This window comes from Nonomuraea lactucae (genome assembly GCF_003313395.1).
Taxonomy (GTDB): domain Bacteria; phylum Actinomycetota; class Actinomycetes; order Streptosporangiales; family Streptosporangiaceae; genus Nonomuraea; species Nonomuraea lactucae.
In genome coordinates, this window is record NZ_QNFZ01001026.1 from 1 (window position 1) to 17,393 (window position 17,393).

Here is a 17,393-nt window from a genome sequence, read left to right on the forward strand (position 1 = left end):
GCCGAGCGGGCGGGCGCGCCGGAGGCCCTCGCCTCGGCGGTCGGCCAGGGCGTCGGGCGGGAGCTGTTCGACCTGGTGATCCGCGCCCGGCGCGCGGGCATCGATCCCGATGCCGAGCTGCGCGCCGCCGCCCGCTCCTACCGGGAGCGCGTACATGCCTGGGAGACCCACGAATCGGAGTCCCACGAGTCGTAGCGGCGTGCGGGCCTCGGGGACGGTGCCGGGACGCGGGAGCGCGTGCGGCCTCCGAGGGGCGGGGACCGGCCGTACCGATAGGCTCTGATGGCATATTGCCTTTTCGATTTAGGAGCGCATCCCGTGGCAACCATCGAGGTCGTTTACGCACGTGAGATCCTCGACTCCCGGGGCAACCCCACGGTCGAGGTCGAGGTGGTCCTCGACGACGGCAGCAGCGGCCGGGCGGCCGTGCCGAGCGGCGCCTCCACCGGGCAGTTCGAGGCCGTGGAGCTGCGCGACGGCGACGAGCGCTACGGCGGCAAGGGCGTGGAGAAGGCCGTGCTGGCCGTCACCGACGAGATCTTCGAGGAGATCCACGGCGTCGAGGCCGAGGACCAGCGCATCATCGACCAGATCATGATCGACCTGGACGCGACGCCCAACAAGTCCAAGCTGGGCGCCAACGCGATCCTGGGCGTGTCGCTGGCCGTCGCCAAGGCCGCCGCCGACAGTGCCGAGCTGCCGCTCTTCCGCTACCTCGGCGGCCCCAACGCGCACGTCCTGCCCGTGCCGATGATGAACATCCTCAACGGCGGCGCCCACGCCGACACCAACGTCGACATCCAGGAGTTCATGATCGCACCGATCGGGGCGGAGACGTTCCGCGAGGCCGTGCGCATGGGCACCGAGGTCTACCACGCCCTCAAGCGCGTGCTGAAGGAGAAGGGCTACGCCACCGGGCTGGGCGACGAGGGCGGCTTCGCCCCCAACCTGCCGTCCAACCGCGACGCGCTCGACCTGATCCTGGTCGCCATCGAGCGGGCCGGCTACACGCCGGGCGAGGACGTCGCGCTGGCGCTCGACGTGGCCGCCACCGAGTTCCACAAGGACGGCGTCTACACGATCGATGGCAAGGGCATCTCGGCCCAGGAGCTCGTCGCCTTCTACACCGACCTGGTCGAGAACTACCCGCTCGTCTCCATCGAGGACCCGCTCGACGAGGAGGACTGGGAAGGCTGGAAGGCCATCACCGAGGCGCTCGGCGACCGGGTCCAGCTCGTCGGCGACGACCTGTTCGTGACCAACCCCGAGCGGCTCGAGCGGGGCATCCGGAGCGGCACCGCCAACGCGCTGCTGGTCAAGGTCAACCAGATCGGCACCCTGTCCGAGACGCTCGACGCGGTCGACCTGGCCCACCGCAGCGGCTATCGCTGCATGATGAGCCACCGCTCCGGCGAGACCGAGGACACGACGATCGCCGACCTGGCCGTGGCCGTCAACTGCGGCCAGATCAAGACCGGCGCGCCGGCCCGCTCCGACCGGGTGGCCAAGTACAACCAGTTGCTTCGCATCGAGGAGATTCTCGACGACGCCGCCCGTTACGCGGGCCGCGCGGCCTTTCCGCGCTTCCGGAGGTAGTTTCCGGGTACGGGCCCGTGGCCGCCGATCCACCGCGGGCCCGTACGCCGGAGCCGTCGGAGGAGCGCGCGCGGCGGGGCCGTGAGAGCGGCGCGGTACGACTAGGGGGGATGCGCAGCATGGCGAAGAGGCCGCAGCTGACCGGGCGGGCCGCCATCCTCGCGATCGTGGTGTGCGCGATCGCGATGAGCCTGGCCTATCCGGTGCGCGAGTACATCGCGCAGCGCCGCGCCATCGCGGAGCTGCAGGCGGAGAAGGCGCGGGTCGAGGCCGAGCGCCGGGCGCTGGAGGCGCAGGCCAGGCAGATCCGCGACCCCAACTGGATCAAGCGCGCGGCCAAGGAGCGACTCCACTACTGCGGGCCCGGCGAGAAGTGCTACGTGGTCATGGAGGTTCAGCCGCGGCCGGGGCAGACGACCGTCAAGCAGGCGGCCCCGGCGCCGCCGTGGTACCAGACTCTGTGGGAGTCCGTCGAGGCCGCCGACAAGGGCACCGGCCGCAAGGCGGGCGCCGGGGAGAAGGAGACCGTTGGACAGCCCTGAGCGGAGCGGCACCGACCAGCGTGACGTGGAGGCGGTCCGGCGGCAGCTCGGGCGCCCGCCGAGGGGCCTTCGCGGGGTGGCGCACCGCTGCCCGTGCGGCGATCCCGACGTGGTCGAGACCGCGCCTCGCCTGCCCGACGGCTCGCCGTTCCCCACCCTCTACTACCTGACCTGCCCGAAGGCGGCCTCCGCCATCGGCACGCTCGAAGGGTCGGGCCTCATGCGAGAGATGCAGGCCAGGCTGGCGACCGATCCCGAGCTGGCGGAGCGCTATCGGGCCGCCCACGACGACTACATCGCCAGGCGCGACAAGGCGGCCGAGCAGGAGGGCATGGAGCCGCTCCCGCGCGACATGCAGAGCACCGGGGGCATGCCGCTGCGCGTCAAGTGCCTGCACGCGCTCGTCGCGCACGAGCTGGCGGCCCCGGGGACCAACCCGTTCGGCAGGGAGGCGCTCGACGCCCTCCCCGACTGGTGGAGTGACGGACCATGCGTGTAGCCGCCGTCGACTGTGGCACCAACTCCGTTCGCCTGCTCGTCGCCGACGTCTTCGACGACACGCTCACCGAGGTCGAGCGGCGGATGGAGATCGTACGGCTGGGCCAGGGCGTCGACGAGACCGGCAGGCTGTCGGCCGGCGCGCTGGAGCGGACCTTCGCCGCGATGCGCGCCTATCGCGAGCTCATCGACCGGCACGGCGCCAAGCGCACCAGGGTCGTGGCGACGAGCGCGACGCGCGACGCGGCCAACAGGCAGGAGTTCGTCGACGGGGTGACCGCGATCTTCGGCGTCGAGCCGGAGGTGGTCAGCGGCGACGAGGAGGCCGAGCTCTCGTTCACGGGCGCGACCCGGGGGCTGCTCCACCTGTCGCCTGAGACGGAGGTGCCCGAGGGGCCGATGCCGCCCTATCTGGTCGTGGACATCGGCGGCGGCTCGACCGAGTTCGTGGTGGGCTCGCGCCACGCCGACGCCTCCATCTCGGTGGACATCGGCTGCGTGCGGCTGACCGAGCGGCACCTGCGCGGGGCGGGAGACCCGCCGTCGGCGGCGGCGCTGGAGGCCGTGGTGGCCGACATCGAGGCCGCGCTCGACCGGGTGGCCGGGGCGGTGCCCGTGGGGAGGGCGCACACGCTGGTCGGGCTGGCCGGATCGGTGACGACGGTCGCGGGCATCGCGCTCGGTCTGCCGTCGTACGACAGCGACCGGATCCATCACTCGCGAATAGGCGCCGAACAGGTCCACGACGTCACGCGGCGGCTGCTCGCGATGACCCATGGTGAGCGGGCGAGCATTCCCGTGATGCATCCGGGCCGGGTCGACGTGATTGGCGCCGGGGCTCTGATCCTCGACCGCGTCGTGCGGCGTTTCGCGTTTCCGCAGGTCGTGGTGAGCGAACACGACATCCTTGACGGAATTACCTGGTCTATAGCAGGAAAGAGTCTCTAAATCCGGACATTTCACGTTCTCGAACGTGTTGAGCGTGCAATCAGTAATATGCTTAGGTAAAGGGGCATTGCGGGGGCTTTGCCATATTGCCGGACACGTATGGTGTCGGCGTGGCGACCGTTCCCGAGCGCATCTTTTCCCTCACGGAATGGAGCACTCTCAACATGAAGGTCTCATCCTTAGCACGGAGGGCGGCGGCGTTCGGCGCCTCCGCCGCCGTGTTGGCCGGCATGGTCGGGCTGGTCGCCAGCCCGGCTCAGGCCGCCACGGCGACCGCCGGCACCGCGGCCGCCGCCACAACCACCTCGACGGGGCGTCCTAAGGTCTCGGTCACCACGCCCAAGCCGTCGACGCGTGACTACGAGGGGTCCTGTCCGGCGAAGGTCAGCTTCTCGGCCAAGATCAAGGTCAAGCTCAACGGCAAGGCCAAGGTGTCCTACCGCTGGCTGCACGGTGACGGGTCCGCGAGCAAGGTCAAGTCGGTCTGGCTCAAGGGCAAGGGCACCAAGTACGTCAAGGCGACGCAGTCCAACACCTTCGGCGAGGACACCAAGGGCTGGGAGGCCCTGCAGGTCCTCAGCCCGCGCAAGGTGACGTCCAAGAAGGGCTACTTCTCGGTCGACTGCGCCAGCAGCCCCACCGTCATCGACGAGGACCAGCTCACCAAGCGCGCCAGGGTCTCGGCCCGCGCCTGGGCGAGCCCGGAGTCCTACGTCGGTCCCTGCACGCCGGGCGACAAGATCGACTTCAACGGTGTGATCAGGGTCAGCGAGCCGTCCTGGGTCAAGTACCGCTGGATCCTGAACGGCGAGGTCGTCGACTACGGCAAGACCAAGGTGTGGCACCAGAAGCGCGTCGGCTTCGGCATCTCTCCGCGCGAGAACCAGCGCGGTTACGCGGTGCTCGAGGTCCTGCGTCCGGACCGCACCTACTCCAACCGGGCCTACTACAAGGTCTGGTGCAAGGACGAGGCTCCGGACTCGCGCGTCTCGGTGTCCGGCCTCGTGACGTCGACCAACAACGACGGCTGCAAGGTCGGCGCGCGCGCCGACATCCACTCGAACGGCCGCGGCCGCGTCGAGTGGGTGTGGAAGGTGAACGGCGAGTCCGTCCTCAGGGGCGACACCTGGTTCCGCCACGGCGGCACCCGGAACGTCTCCCTCTCGGAGCAGGCTCTGTCCGGCGCCGCCACCAGGGGCGGCCGGATCACGCTGACGGTCTTCGGGCCGCGCAACTCCGACTCGATCACGCAGTCCTACTCCGCATGCCAGTCGCCGAGGCCCACGGTCTCGGTGTCCAGGGTCGCGGTCGCGGGTCAGCGCAACGACCAGTGCCGTGACAACCGGGGCCCCGGCGTGGACTTCAGGGCCACGCTCACCAGCACCGGTCCCACCACGGTGAAGTACTACTGGGTGATCGACGGCAAGCGCGACCAGACGCTTGAGCGCCAGGTGAACGGCAGCCTGGACGTGAGCTGGGGCATCGGCGGCACCCATGGTGCCTCCGAGACCTCGGGATCGGCCGAGCTCGTCGTGATCAGCCCCAACTCGGCGTCCTCCGGCAGCACCGCCTACGTGGCGACCTGCCCGAAGCCCGCCGCGGCCAAGGGCTGACCGGACGGGCAACACCGTCTGATCAGGTGAACTGAACCGGATGGCGTCCCCCGTGGCGCCATCCGGTTTCTTGGGCCGCCTGCGCGAGGTGGGCGACGCCTCGGCATCCCTGCTCAAGGAGGGGCCTACCGCACCCCGGTCATGAGGGCGACGCTGCCCCTGCGACCCCGCGGAGAGCCGCCAGTCGGGCACCATCGGTGTCATGAGCTTCGTACCTCCCGGCACCGGCTGGCCGGGCGATCCGGCGACCGCTGACACGCCGGTCGCCCACGACCCCGCGGACGTGCTGCGCCTGGCCGCCACCAGCAACACCCTCGCGGAGCTCACGGCGCGGCAGTCCGTCTGCCGCGCCTGTCCCCGCCTGGTGGAATGGCGCGAGGAGGTCGCCCGGGTGAGGCGGCGCGCGTTCGCGGACGAGACCTACTGGGGACGGCCGGTCCCCGGCTGGGGCGCCGAGCGGCCCCGCGTCCTGATCGCGGGCCTCGCCCCGGCGGCCCACGGGGGAAACAGGACCGGCCGCATCTTCACCGGCGACCGCAGCGGCGACTGGCTGTTCGCCTCGCTCCACCGCTGCGGTCTGGCCACGCGGGAGACCAGCACGCACGCCGGCGACGGGCAGGAGCTGATCGGCGCCCGCGTGGTGGCCTCGGTGCGCTGCGCCCCACCCGCCAACAAGCCCGCGCCCGAGGAGAAGGCCGCCTGCTTCCCGTGGCTGGCGCGCGAGGTGGCGCTGGTCGCGCCGTACGTCCGGGTGATCGTCGCGCTCGGCGGCTATGCCTGGCAGGCCCTCTGGCTGGCGCTGAAGGAGGCGGGATACGCCCTGCCGCGCAGCCGGCCGCCGTTCGGCCACGGGGCCGAGACGGAGATCCGGCACGGCGACGCGCCCGTGACCCTGATCGGCTGCTACCACCCCAGCCAGCAGAACACGTTCACCGGCAAGGTGACCGCCCAGATGCTCGACGACGTCTTCACCCGTGCCGCCCGGCTGGCGGCGTGAGCCTTGGCCTGAGCCGCCCGGCTGGCGGCGTGAGCCTTGGCCTGAGGCGCCCGGCCGGCGGTGTGACGCGTTGCATTGATCGCGCATTGGAGTTCCGGGCCCGCCTTGAGTAGGCTTGTGAATGCTTTCACAAACGAGGATGGGCCTCAGGATGAACAAGCACATTGTGATCGTCGGCGGCGGCTACGTCGGCCTCTACACCGCGTTGCGCCTCCAGCGCACGCTCCGCCGTGAGCTGCGCGCCGGCGAGGTGAACATCACGATCATCGACCCCCAGTCCTACATGACCTACCAGCCGTTCCTCCCCGAGGCGGCGGCGGGCAACCTGTCACCTCGGCACCTGGTCGCGCCCCTGCGCCGGGTGCTGCCCAAGGTGCGGATCCTCAACGGCACCGTCACCAAGGTCCACCACGCCGAGCGGACTGTCACGTTCCAGCCGGCCGGGGGCCAGGCGCGGGACATCTCCTACGACGTCATCGTGATGGCCGCCGGCTCGATCTCGCGGACGCTGCCGATCCCCGGCCTCACCGACATCGGGATCGGCTTCAAGACCGTGGGCGAGGCCATCGCGCTGCGCAACCGCGTGCTGCACCTGCTCGACGTGGCCGAGTCGACCGACGACCCCGAGGTGCGCCGCCGGGCGCTGACGTTCGTCGTCGTGGGCGCGGGCTTCGCGGGCGTCGAGGCGCTGGCCGAGCTGGAGGACATGGCCAAGGACTCGACGCGCTACTACCGCAACATCGAGCCCTCAGACCTCCGCTGGGTGCTCGTCGAGGCCACCGACCGGGTGCTGCCCGAGGTCGGCCCGGAGATGGGCAAGTGGACGCTGGAGCAGCTCCGCGAGCGCGGCATCGAGGTCAAGCTCGAGACCCGCCTGGAGTCGTGCGTGGGCGGCCACGTCGTGCTCTCCGACGGCTCGGCGTTCGAGGCCGACACGCTCGTCTGGACGGCCGGCGTCAAGCCCAGCACGGTCGTCAACTCCGGTGACCTGCCGCTCGACGAGCGCGGCCGGATCAAGACCACGGCCGCGCTGACCGTCGCGGGCACCAAGGGCGCCTTCGCCGCCGGCGACGTGGCGGGCGTTCCCGACGTGACCAACCCGGGCCAGTATTGCGCGCCCAACGCCCAGCACGCGGTGCGCCAGGCCAAGGTGCTCGCCGACAACATCGTCCGGCACCTGCGCGGGGAGCAATTGGCCGACTACCGTCACAAGTACGTGGGATCGGTCGCCGGGCTCGGCCTGCACCAGGGCGTGGCCAACGTCTACGGGGTCAAGCTTCGCGGATTCCCTGCGTGGTTCATGCACCGGACCTACCATCTGTCGCGGGTGCCGACGCTGAACCGGAAGGTCCGTGTCGTCGTCGACTGGACCCTGGCGCTGTTCTTCAAGCGTGAGACCATCTCCCTCGGCGAGGTCGAACACCCGCGTGACGGGTTCCGGGCGGCCGTGGCGACGATGCGCCGCTAGAACGGCCCGGTTCACGGCAGGCGCCCCGGTGCTCACGCGCCGGGGCGTACCGGTGCCCGAGATCTTCGGACGAAAGGGGATCAACGGGTGGCGCTCCCAGGAGGGACCGTGCTCATCGCCGGAGCCGAGCCGCCGGAGGGGGTGGACGGCGTGGCCGAGCTCACACCCGGCAGGCGGCGGCGGCACCGGACTTGACTCCGAAATCACTTTCCGTCGTGGAGAAACTCACGTGCTGTGAAGGTCCGTGAAAACCCCCGCGACCGGGCTCGCCGCCGGCCATCGCGCCGAGCAGGGAAAACGCACGTACTACGCATAAGCGGTTGCCAGAAACGCAAGATCCCGTCACCATCGAAGCCGATGCCTCCGAACCCCGGTCCTTTCAGCACCATCGGGACCAAGGGCGTTCTTCCTGGACAGAGTGCCAGGAGCCCTATCACTTCATGGCAGGCTTCACAGTTGTGACGCATGATGCGAAGTTGTGCTCCTCGGGAGCATGGTCCGTTTCGTATGATTGCGGCGCCCCCGTAGCCCAATGGCAGAGGCAAACCCCTTAAAAGGGTTGACGTGCGGGTTCGAATCCCGCCGGGGGCACGCACGCCCACCTTTGGAAATGGACCTGTTTTCGGGTCCGCTGACGGCGGGAACTCTCCGGCTGTCACGTTCGTTGTGCTCGCGTTGACGTCTCGAAACCACATAGATCCGGGCGCGAGTTGACCTAGGCGGCGACCGGTCGAATAGGCTCGGCGCAGGAGGCAGCGATGGAGAGCAAGAACCCCGTTTTCAGCAGGTCGCGGCAGCAGACCGGCGGATGGGGGGCGCCCGCCCCCACGCCGCAGCAGCTGCAGAACATGTATGACACGCCGTCCTACGCCCCGCCGACGAGGCCGGGCTACCGGACGATGACGCTCGACGACGTCGTGGTCCGCGGGTTCATGACCCTCGGCACGCTCGTCGTCGGCGCCGCCGCGGCGTGGTATTTCCAGGTCCCCATGGGCGTGGCCGTCGCCTCGGCCCTCGTCGCGCTGGTCCTCGGCCTGATCGCGGCCTTCAAGCAGAGCACCAGCCCCGCGCTCATCCTCGGCTACGCCGTCTTCGAGGGCGTGTTCCTGGGCGCGCTCAGCAGCCTGTACGAGTCGTTCTTCAACGGCATCGTGCTCCAGGCCGTGCTCGGCACGGCGTTCGCGTTCGGCGCGGTGCTCACCGTCTACTCCCTGAGGGTCGTCCGCGTCACGCCGAAGCTGGTCAAGTTCGTGCTGGCCGCCGCAATCGCGGCGCTGGGCCTCGCGCTGGTCAACCTGATCCTCGGCTTCTTCGTCCAGGGCGGTCTCGGCCTGCGCACCGACTCCCCGGTGGGCTGGATCTTCAGCATCGTGATGATCCTGATCGGCTGCTTCTTCCTGCTCCTCGACTTCGACTCGATCGAGCAGGGCGTCAAGCAGGGCGCCCCTGAGAGGTTCGCCTGGCAGTGCGCCTTCGGGCTCACGCTGAGCCTCGTCTGGATCTACCTCGAGGTGCTGCGCTTCATCAGCTACTTCAGCAGCAGCGACTGATCCGCTCAGCCGTCAAGGGCCTCGCCGTTCCCGGCGGGGCCCTTCGGCTTGCCGGGAGATCAACATCTCGTAACGAATTGGTGGCGACTTGGGGGTTGCGATTCCGGATGAGGTGTTGCAGTGTCAAGCAAAGGACCTTATTCCGTGGAGGTGCCCATGTCCTTGAACCACTCACCGGAGACGCAAACGAAGCTCATCGCAAGGGTCCCCGCCATAACGGGACGCGAACTCCCCGAGTGGTTCCAAGCCATCGACAACGGTCCAAGCTTCCTCAGATGCGACGAGCGGGCTAACTGGCTCGCCGACGAGCACGGGCTCACCCACGGCTACGCCGCCGCGATCGTCCACGAGCACGAGCGCTACCGCCGCAACCGCATGGGCTTCATCTAGGCCTCAGGTCCCACCTCGCGCCCGTGCCCATGGCACGGGCGCGTCATCATGGTGGGATGGATCTGGACAAGGCACGCGACTTCCTCCACAGAAACCACCGCGCCGTCCTGCTCACCAGGCACGCCGACGGCCGGCCGCAGCTGTCGCCGGTGCTGGTGGGCGTGGACGCTGAAGGGCGCATCGTCATCAGCAGCAGGGAGACGGCGGTCAAGACACGGAACGCCCGCCGCGACCCCCGTGTGTCGATCTGCGCCTTCACGGATGCGTTCTTCGGGGGGTGGGTCCAGGTTGACGGCACGGCGGAGATCATCTCGCTGCCGGACGCCATGGATCACCTGATCTCCTACTATCGCGACGTCTCAGGTGAGCATCAGGACTGGGACGACTACCGGGCCGCCATGATCCGTGACAGGCGGGTGGTCCTCCGCGTCACCCCCGAACGCGCCGGCCCCGACTTCCACGGCTAGACCCCGGCTAGTTCCGCCGCCGGCAAGCGCCTGGGAGTGTGGGCAGGGCAGCCCAGGGGATCTCGCGAGCCGCGATGAGTCCTGCGGCGTCCGGCGGTCGTACTGCCGAACCCGTCACCGAGGAGGACTTCTGATGCGCAGCGTGACCTATTCGATGAGCGTCTCACTTGACGGCTACATCGTCGGGCCCGACGGCGACTTCGACTGGACGGTGCCCGACGAGGAGGTCTTTCGCTTCTGGATCGACGAGATACGAGGGGTCGGCGTCCACCTGTTGGGACGGCGGCTGTACGAGACGATGCTGTACTGGGAGACCGCCGACCAGGATGCATCGCTGGACGACTCAGAGCTCGAGTGGGCCGCGCTCTGGAAGCCGCTCCCGAAGGTGGTGTTCTCCACCACGCTCTCGGCGGTGCGGGGCAATGCCCGCCTGGCCTCCGGCGGCCTGGCGGAGGAGATCGAGCGGTTGCGCGCCGAGCCGGGGGAGGGCGACATCGCGATCGGCGGCGCGACTCTCGCCGCCGAGGCGGCGGCGTTGGGTCTGATCGACGAGTACCGGGCCATGGTCTACCCAGTGCTGGTCGGCGGTGGCATTCCGTTCTTTCCCCAGCGCGAGCGCCGGGTGGATCTCGAACTCGTCGAGACCCCCCGCGCCTTCCGCTCGAGAGTCGTCCACCTCCGCTACCGCGTGGCGCGCTAGACCCTCGGACACCCGAGCGCCCGGCCCTCTTGGCGAGGCCGGGCGCCCGGAGCGGTCCTTCGGCTAGCCGAGACGCTCAATGATCATGGCCATGCCCTGGCCGCCGCCCACGCACATCGTCTCCAGCCCGATCGACTTGTCGTGGTGCTGGAGGCTGTTGATCAGCGTGGAGGTGATGCGGGCCCCGGTCATGCCGAACGGGTGGCCCACGGCGATGGCCCCACCGTTGACGTTGAGGCGGTCGAGGTCGATGCCCAGGTCGCGGTAGGACGGGATGACCTGGGCCGCGAACGCCTCGTTGATCTCGACCAGGTCCACGTCCTCGATCGCCATCCCGGCCCGCGCCAGCGCCTGCTTCGACGCCTCGACCGGGCCCAGCCCCATGATCTCGGGCGACAGGCCGGTGACGCCGGTGGAGACGATGCGCGCCAGCGGGGTGATGCCCAGTTCGGCGGCCCGCACGTCGCTCATGACGATGACGGCCGCCGCCCCGTCGTTCAGCGGGCAGCAGTTGCCGGCCGTGACGGTGCCGTCGGGCCGGAAGACGGGCTTGAGACCGGACACGGCCTCGTAGGTGGTGCCGGCGCGCGGCCCGTCGTCCTTGGCCACCACGGTGCCGTCGGGCAGCGTCGCCGGGGTGATGTCCTTCTGCCAGAAGCCGTCGGCGAGCGCCTTCTCGGCGAGGTTCTGGGAGCGCACGCCGAACTCGTCCTGGTCCTTGCGGCTGACGCCCTTGATCTGGGCGAGGTTCTCGGCGGTCTGGCCCATGGCGATGTAGATGTCGGGCACCGTGCCGTCCTCGCGCGGGTCGTGCCAGGTGTGGCCGCCTCCGGCGAACTCCTGGGTGCGCGACACCGCCTCGTCGAAGACAGGGTTGTGCGTCTCGGGGAGGGAGTCGGAGTTGCCCTTGGCGAACCGCGACACCATCTCGACGCCGGCCGACACGAACACGTCGCCCTCGCCCGCCTTGATCGCGTGGAACGCCATCCTGGTGGTCTGCAGGGACGACGAGCAGTAGCGGGTGATCGTGGTGCCGGGCACGCCGTCCAGGCCCAGCATCACGGACACCACGCGGGCCATGTTGAAGCCCTGCTCGCCGCCCGGCAGGCCGCAGCCCAGCATGATGTCGTCGATCGTCGTGGGGTCGAGCTGGGGGACCTTGTCCAGCGCGGCCCTGATCATCTGAACGGTCAGGTCGTCCGCGCGGAGGTCCTTGAGCGACCCCTTGAAGGCCCGCCCGATGGGCGACCGGGCGGTGGCGACGATGACTGCCTCGGGCATATGGCCCCTCCTTTGTCAGCACTCGTACCAGAACTATATTTCAGTGCTGTCGGGCGGTCCCGTCGCCCCCTCCGTCGAGGCGGTCTCCGGTCCGCTAGCCGTACATGCCGGGCGCGGTGGCGGTGTTGTCGTTGACCGCGCGGACGGCGCCCTTCTCGTCGCGCCACACCCGCCAGCCGTGCTGGCTGCCGGTGAACCACGACGGCGGGGCCTGCGCGCCCGCCACGCGCCTGCCCGTCGCGAGGTCGTACTCGCACAGCGCGGCCACCGAGTAGAAGCCGGGCGCCTGACCGCGCAGGGGGAGGGGCTTGGGGTCGGTCACGCAGAACGACCAGCCGCGCTGCTCCTCGACCGGCACCGCCCGGCCCGTGGCGAGGTCGAAGACCGTGCCTTTGCTGCCGTGCTTGAGGAAACCCAGCTTGTCCATGCGGTCGGGGAAGGCGAGCCACCAGCCCGAGCCGGGCACCTCCGCGGCCATGATCTGCCCGATCACGCGGCCGGTGTCGGAGTCGAGCCTGGCGAAGCCGCCGTAGCCGCCCTGCTGGTCGACCGGGCGCACGACAGGGGCGAAGCCGGGGTTGCCACTGGGATAGACGCGCACCACGGAGGGCCGCATCCAGTTGACCGTGCCATCGGCGATCTTGATGGAGAACAGGCCGAAGGTGGAGGCCTTCTTCGTGCGGGGGTTGGTGTAGGGGGCGACGTAGCCGACCAGGTCATCGCCGGTGGCGCCGAAGGCCCAGCCGCCCGACAGGTCGATGCCGGGTCCGAGCGCCTGCTCGATGGGCTGCTGCCACTGCAGCTTGCCGGTCCTGGCGTCGTACGACTCGATCTCCGGGTTGGCGGCCAGGCGGAGCATCAGCACCCGCCCGGGGTCGGACCACTCGACCTCGGCCAGGCCGGGCACCTTCCACACGAGCCTGCCCGTTGCCGGGTCGAGGACCGCGACGCGCGCCGACGACAGCGCGGTGTGCTCCGGCAGGCAGATGTGGGGGCCGCAGCGCTGGGGGCCGAACGTGGAGTGGACCGGCCTGGTCCACAGCCGGCGGCCGGTGCGGGCGTCGCGGGCGACGACCGTGGCGTTCCAGCGGTCCTTCTTGGCCGGGTCGAGCGCGACGACGACGGCTTGGCCCTTCTGCGGCAGCTCGGCGATGGCGGGGGCCGAGACGCCCATGCCGGGCAGGCGGCCCGCCATCGTGGCCGGATGGGCCCAGAGCCTCCTGCCGCTGGCCAGGTCGAGCGTGACCGTCTCGAGCGAGCCGTCGGGCCTCATGGACGTGGCCGCGACGATCCCGCCCGCGGAGACCATCCGGCTGACGACGTTGACCTGAGGGTTGTGCCAGCTCGGGAAGGGCGCCGTGGCCGCGTCGCTGCCGGAGCAGCCGGTCAGCGAGCCGGTCAGGGCGAGGGTCCCGGCTAGGGCGAGGGCGGGTTTCGCGAGGGGCCGGAGCACGATCAATCCACTCCAAAGGGGACGGGGAGTGACGGCCGCGGCGCGGAGGGTGACCGGTGTCAGGCGTCCTTGAGCATCGGCCCCGGCCGTCGGCGGAACAACGTCACCCACCTGCCGTGGGGGCCCGTCGCCTGCCCTGCGACCCGGGTCGCGGAGACCTCGGTGCCGGACTCCTCCGCGGCCGTGGCCGCCGCGAGGTAAATCGGTTGCAGTCCTTCGCCGCGCCCGGGGCGCGGCTCGGGCCACAACCCCAACGCAGTGCATACAGAAGGTAGCACCGCGTAAGCGGCCTGTGCGTAACCTCGGTCAGATGGATGGAAACGATCCGGTCCGAACATTTCGCCGGGGTTTGTATCGAATTCGGGCCCCAGAAGGTCGGCGAACGCCACCGTGCGCCCGCCCGCGTCGACCACCGCGACCGTCTGGGCGGCGGCCAGCTGGCGGCTCCACCGCCTGGTCACCCAGCGCAGCGGCTGCGCGATCGGCCGTACCGTGCCCAGATCGGGGCAGGTGCCGACGACCACCTCCGCGCCGGCGTCGCACAGCCGCCGCACCGCCTTGACCAGGTGACGCACCGCCGTGGCGGGCGGGGTCTGCGTGACCACGTCGTTCGCGCCGACGAAGACGACGGCCACGTCCGGATTCAGCCGCAGCGCCTGGTCCACCTGCTCGCCGAGCTCGGCCGAGGGCGCGCCGGACTTGCCGAGGACGCACAGCCGCACCGGCCGTTCGGCGACGGCGGCCAGGCCGTTCGCGATCAGCACCGCCGGCGTCGTCGCCGCGTCGCTCGCGCCCAGGCCGACGGAGGTCGAGTCGCCCAGCATGACCATCGTCAGCGGCTCGCCCGCGAACTCGCCGTAGACGCCGTCGGAGGGCGGGCCGTCCATGCCGTGCGGCAGCCCGATCACCCTGCGGGCCATCAGGCTCTCCAGGATCAGCAGCGCGTACGCCGTGACTCCGAGAGCCGTCAGGCCCCCGCCTCCCAGCGCGGCCGCGATGGCGATCTTGCGGGCTGCGCGCGCCACTCCCGGCGCCCAGACCATGCGGTGCCCCCCTCGGTCGAACTCGGCGGTAGCGTTTGCTTGGAAAACTAGCCGAGCGCCTGCCACCCCCATCGGATCTCGGCGACCAGCAAGCTGACCAAGCTTCGGCAAAGAAGGTGAACACCTCGGTGCGCGTACATGATTCCCTGGTCGAACTCATGGGCAACACCCCGCTCGTCAGGCTGCACAAGGTCTCCGCGGGGGCGCCCGCCCAGGTGCTCGCCAAGGTCGAGTACTTCAACCCCGGCGGCTCGGTCAAGGACCGCATCGCGGTCCGCATGATCGAGGCGGCCGAGGCGTCCGGCGAGCTGCGCCCCGGCGGCGTCATCGTCGAGCCGACGTCCGGCAACACCGGCGTGGGCCTGGCCATCGTGGCCCAGCAGAAGGGCTACCGGTGCGTGTTCGTGGTGCCCGACAAGGTCGCCCAGGACAAGATCGCCGTGCTGCGCGCCTACGGCGCCGAGGTGGTGGTCTGCCCGACCGCGGTCTCGCCCGACCACCCCGACTCCTACTACTCGGTCTCCGACCGGCTGGCAGGGGAGATCCCGAACGCCTGGAAGCCCGACCAGTATTCCAACGTCAACAACCCCGACTCCCACTACCACTCGACCGGACCGGAGCTGTGGGAGCAGACCGAGGGCAGGATCACCCACTTCGTCGCCGGCATCGGCACCGGGGGCACCATCAGCGGCACCGGCCGCTATCTCAAGGAGGTCTCCGGGGGCCGGGTGAAGATCATCGGCGCCGACCCGGAGGGCTCGGTCTACTCGGGCGGCTCCGGCCGGCCCTACCTGGTCGAAGGCGTCGGCGAGGACATCTGGCCGGCCACCTACGACACCGGCATCTGCGATGAGGTCATCGCGGTGTCCGACAAGGACTCCTTCACCATGACCCGCAGGCTCGCCCGCGAGGAGGGGCTGCTCGTCGGCGGCTCGTGCGGGATGGCCGTGGTGGCCGCGCTGAGGGTGGCGGCCACCACGGGGCCCGACGACGTGGTGGTCGTGCTGCTGCCCGACGGCGGCCGGGGCTACCTGTCCAAGATCTTCAACGACGACTGGATGGCCGACTACGGGTTCCTGACCACCTCGTCCGACGAGGGCCTGGTGGGCGACGTGCTGGCCCGCAAGGCGGCCGGGCTGCCGGAGTTCGTGCACGTCCACCCGCACGAGTCGGTCGGCACGGCCATCTCGATCATGCGTGAATACTCGGTGTCGCAGCTGCCGGTGATGAAGGAGGAGCCGCCGGTCATGGCCGCCGAGGTGGTCGGCTCGATCGTCGAGCGCGACCTGCTGGAGGCGCTCTACCACGGCAAGCTGTCGTCCGACGACCCGATCGCCGAGCACATGTCGGCGCCGCTGCCGACGATCGGCAGCGGCGAGCCGGTGGCGCGCGCGGTCGAGGCCCTGGAGAAGGCCGACGCCGCGGTGGTGCTCGAGGACGGCAAGCCCGCCGGGCTCATCACCCGCCAGGACCTGCTCGCCTTCCTCGCCAACCACTGACCCTGGTCGAAGGCTAGGGCTTCCTGATCGACTCGATCACGGTGCCGAGCCCTTCCTGGCCGCGCCCTTCTGCGTCGGCCCGCTCGAAGAGCGCCTTGAGGGCCTCCGGCACCGTGGTCTCCAGTCCCGCGTCCTTCAGCGCGTGGACGGCGTGGCCGAGGCCGACCGCCTGCATGTGGAGGCTGTTGAGCTCGCCCGGGTACACCCCTGCCGCGATCTCCTCGCCCAGGATCCTGGCGAACCCCATCGGTCCGTCGCCGCCCAGCCCGGTGAAGGTCTCCTGGGCGTACGGGATGAAGTCCTGGGGCGCCACGCCCGCCGTGCCGAGCAGCGCGACGGCGTGCATGTAGCTGGTCAGGCTGGACCAGAAGACGAGCAGCTGGGCCTGGTAGTACATCATCGCCAGGCCCTCGTCCGCGCCGACGTGGTGGACGTCGGCGAGTGCCTTCAGCGTCTCCGCGTGCCGGTCGAGCGGCTCCTTCGGCCCGCTGTAGAACGTGTAGGCGCCCGGTCTGCCGATGCCCGGCGGCGGCACCATGATGCCGCCGGTGACGAGGACGCCGCCTCGCCCGGCCACCCAGCGGGCAGCCGCGCGCAGCTCCTCAGGAGTGCCCGAGCTGAGGTTGACCAGCACCTTCCCGTCCAGCCTCAGGTCGCCCAGGCTGTCGTACATCGCCTGGTAGCTGATCTGGCTGATCACCAGGAGCTCCCCCGTGTCGGCGGGGGTGGCCGCGAGCCTGGCCCCCTTCGCCACGAGGGGCTCCGCCTTGCTCGCGGTGCGGTTCCACACCGTCACGTCGTGGCCGGCGGCGAGGAACGTCTCCGCCATAGTCGAACCCATCGGCCCCAGGCCGATCACTGTCACGTCGGTCATGGCTCCGACCCTGCGTCAGGCGGCTACGGAAATCCTTCGGGCCGGCTACGGGTTGGACCTGTCGTGGAGCGATTCGGGGGGCGGTCGGGGGCGCGGTCCGGGGTGCTGCGGTCGGGAGTGCTGCGGTTCGGGGTGCTCGGCCCGCTGGCGGTGTGGACGGAGGACGGCGGGCAGGTGACGGTGGGGGAGCCGAAGGTGCGCGCCCTGCTGGCCGACCTGCTGGCGCACGGGGGCGGCCCGGTCTCGGCGGGCCGGCTGATCGACGACCTGTGGGGCGAGCGGCCAGGCCGCAACCCCGCCGGAACCCTCCAGGCCCGGGTCTCCCAGCTCCGCCGCGCGCTCGGCGACCCCGGTCTGGTGGTGCACGGCCCGGCCGGCTACCGGCTGGCGTCCGCCGCGTCCGACGCCGACCGCTTCCGCGACCTCCTCGAACGCCCCTCCGGCGGCCCGCGCGAGCGCGCGGCCCGGCTCGGC

The 17,393-nt window shown here is 70.4% G+C and carries 17 protein-coding genes, 1 tRNA gene and 1 pseudogene; 15 read left to right on the forward strand and 4 right to left on the reverse strand.

Annotated features, from left to right (window positions below; genetic code table 11):
• The 13 genes and pseudogenes from DQW85_RS37925 to DQW85_RS37985 all read left to right on the forward strand — a co-directional run.
• Positions 1 to 195: pseudogene (locus tag DQW85_RS37925) on the forward strand (nucleoside triphosphate pyrophosphohydrolase); the annotation flags it as partial.
• A 123-nt stretch (positions 196 to 318) separates the two neighbouring features.
• On the forward strand, positions 319 to 1,596 hold the full coding sequence (gene eno, locus DQW85_RS37930) for a phosphopyruvate hydratase (protein ID WP_113704563.1): 1,278 nt from the start codon (positions 319 to 321) through the stop codon (positions 1,594 to 1,596).
• A gap of 119 nt (positions 1,597 to 1,715) precedes the next feature.
• Positions 1,716 to 2,138: an FtsB family cell division protein gene (locus DQW85_RS37935; RefSeq protein ID WP_113704574.1), complete on the forward strand. Its 423-nt coding sequence runs from the start codon at positions 1,716 to 1,718 to the stop codon at positions 2,136 to 2,138.
• The gene (locus tag DQW85_RS37940) at positions 2,125 to 2,637 is read left to right on the forward strand and encodes a DUF501 domain-containing protein (protein ID WP_113704564.1); all 513 of its coding nucleotides are present in this window, start codon (positions 2,125 to 2,127) and stop codon (positions 2,635 to 2,637) included. The genes DQW85_RS37935 and DQW85_RS37940 overlap by 14 nt, the downstream gene beginning before the upstream one ends.
• Positions 2,628 to 3,584 carry a Ppx/GppA phosphatase family protein gene (locus tag DQW85_RS37945; protein WP_113704565.1) on the forward strand — a complete coding sequence of 319 codons (957 nt, stop codon included), beginning with the start codon at positions 2,628 to 2,630 and terminating at the stop codon, positions 3,582 to 3,584. Before DQW85_RS37940 ends, DQW85_RS37945 begins: the two co-directional genes overlap by 10 nt.
• Before the next feature lie 164 nt (positions 3,585 to 3,748).
• Positions 3,749 to 5,197, forward strand: a complete 1,449-nt coding sequence (locus tag DQW85_RS37950) for a hypothetical protein (protein ID WP_113704566.1) — start codon at positions 3,749 to 3,751, stop codon at positions 5,195 to 5,197.
• Between the two features lie 202 nt (positions 5,198 to 5,399).
• On the forward strand, positions 5,400 to 6,194 hold the full coding sequence (locus tag DQW85_RS37955) for a uracil-DNA glycosylase (RefSeq protein ID WP_113704567.1): 795 nt from the start codon (positions 5,400 to 5,402) through the stop codon (positions 6,192 to 6,194).
• Between the two features lie 151 nt (positions 6,195 to 6,345).
• Positions 6,346 to 7,662: an NAD(P)/FAD-dependent oxidoreductase gene (locus tag DQW85_RS37960; protein WP_113704575.1), complete on the forward strand. Its 1,317-nt coding sequence runs from the start codon at positions 6,346 to 6,348 to the stop codon at positions 7,660 to 7,662.
• A 518-nt stretch (positions 7,663 to 8,180) separates the two neighbouring features.
• Positions 8,181 to 8,253: transfer RNA gene (locus DQW85_RS37965), tRNA-Leu, on the forward strand.
• 167 nt (positions 8,254 to 8,420) lie between these two features.
• Positions 8,421 to 9,212, forward strand: a complete 792-nt coding sequence (locus DQW85_RS37970) for a Bax inhibitor-1/YccA family protein (RefSeq protein ID WP_113704568.1) — start codon at positions 8,421 to 8,423, stop codon at positions 9,210 to 9,212.
• 156 nt (positions 9,213 to 9,368) lie between these two features.
• The gene (locus tag DQW85_RS37975; protein WP_113704576.1) at positions 9,369 to 9,602 is read left to right on the forward strand and encodes a DUF4287 domain-containing protein; all 234 of its coding nucleotides are present in this window, start codon (positions 9,369 to 9,371) and stop codon (positions 9,600 to 9,602) included.
• Positions 9,603 to 9,658: 56 nt separating this feature from the next.
• Complete coding sequence (locus DQW85_RS37980) at positions 9,659 to 10,069, forward strand: PPOX class F420-dependent oxidoreductase (RefSeq protein WP_113704569.1); 411 nt, start codon at positions 9,659 to 9,661, stop codon at positions 10,067 to 10,069.
• Positions 10,070 to 10,202: 133 nt separating this feature from the next.
• Positions 10,203 to 10,769 (forward strand): dihydrofolate reductase family protein, encoded by a 567-nt coding sequence (locus DQW85_RS37985; protein ID WP_113704570.1) that lies wholly within the window; start codon positions 10,203 to 10,205, stop codon positions 10,767 to 10,769.
• 63 nt (positions 10,770 to 10,832) lie between these two features.
• Here the strand turns inward: DQW85_RS37985 and DQW85_RS37990 are convergent, their stop codons facing one another.
• From DQW85_RS37990 to DQW85_RS38000, 3 genes are all read right to left on the reverse strand, one after another.
• Positions 10,833 to 12,050, reverse strand: coding sequence for an acetyl-CoA C-acetyltransferase (locus tag DQW85_RS37990; RefSeq protein WP_113704571.1), 1,218 nt, complete (start codon positions 12,048 to 12,050; stop codon positions 10,833 to 10,835).
• Positions 12,051 to 12,144: 94 nt separating this feature from the next.
• Positions 12,145 to 13,503 (reverse strand): outer membrane protein assembly factor BamB family protein, encoded by a 1,359-nt coding sequence (locus DQW85_RS37995; protein ID WP_113704577.1) that lies wholly within the window; start codon positions 13,501 to 13,503, stop codon positions 12,145 to 12,147.
• Between the two features lie 59 nt (positions 13,504 to 13,562).
• A complete protein-coding gene (locus tag DQW85_RS38000) occupies positions 13,563 to 14,546 on the reverse strand; it encodes an SGNH/GDSL hydrolase family protein (protein ID WP_113704572.1) in 984 nt (327 codons plus the stop codon).
• Positions 14,547 to 14,674: 128 nt separating this feature from the next.
• Between DQW85_RS38000 and DQW85_RS38005 the strand changes: the two genes are divergently transcribed.
• Complete coding sequence (locus DQW85_RS38005) at positions 14,675 to 16,045, forward strand: cystathionine beta-synthase (RefSeq protein ID WP_113704578.1); 1,371 nt, start codon at positions 14,675 to 14,677, stop codon at positions 16,043 to 16,045.
• Between the two features lie 13 nt (positions 16,046 to 16,058).
• On the opposite strand, the gene DQW85_RS38010 is transcribed toward DQW85_RS38005, so the two are convergent.
• Positions 16,059 to 16,919 carry an NAD(P)-dependent oxidoreductase gene (locus DQW85_RS38010; protein WP_113704573.1) on the reverse strand — a complete coding sequence of 287 codons (861 nt, stop codon included), beginning with the start codon at positions 16,917 to 16,919 and terminating at the stop codon, positions 16,059 to 16,061.
• Positions 16,920 to 16,982: 63 nt separating this feature from the next.
• Between DQW85_RS38010 and DQW85_RS38015 the strand changes: the two genes are divergently transcribed.
• Positions 16,983 to 17,393: AfsR/SARP family transcriptional regulator (locus tag DQW85_RS38015; RefSeq protein ID WP_420819215.1), on the forward strand; the 411-nt coding region annotated here is incomplete at its 3' end.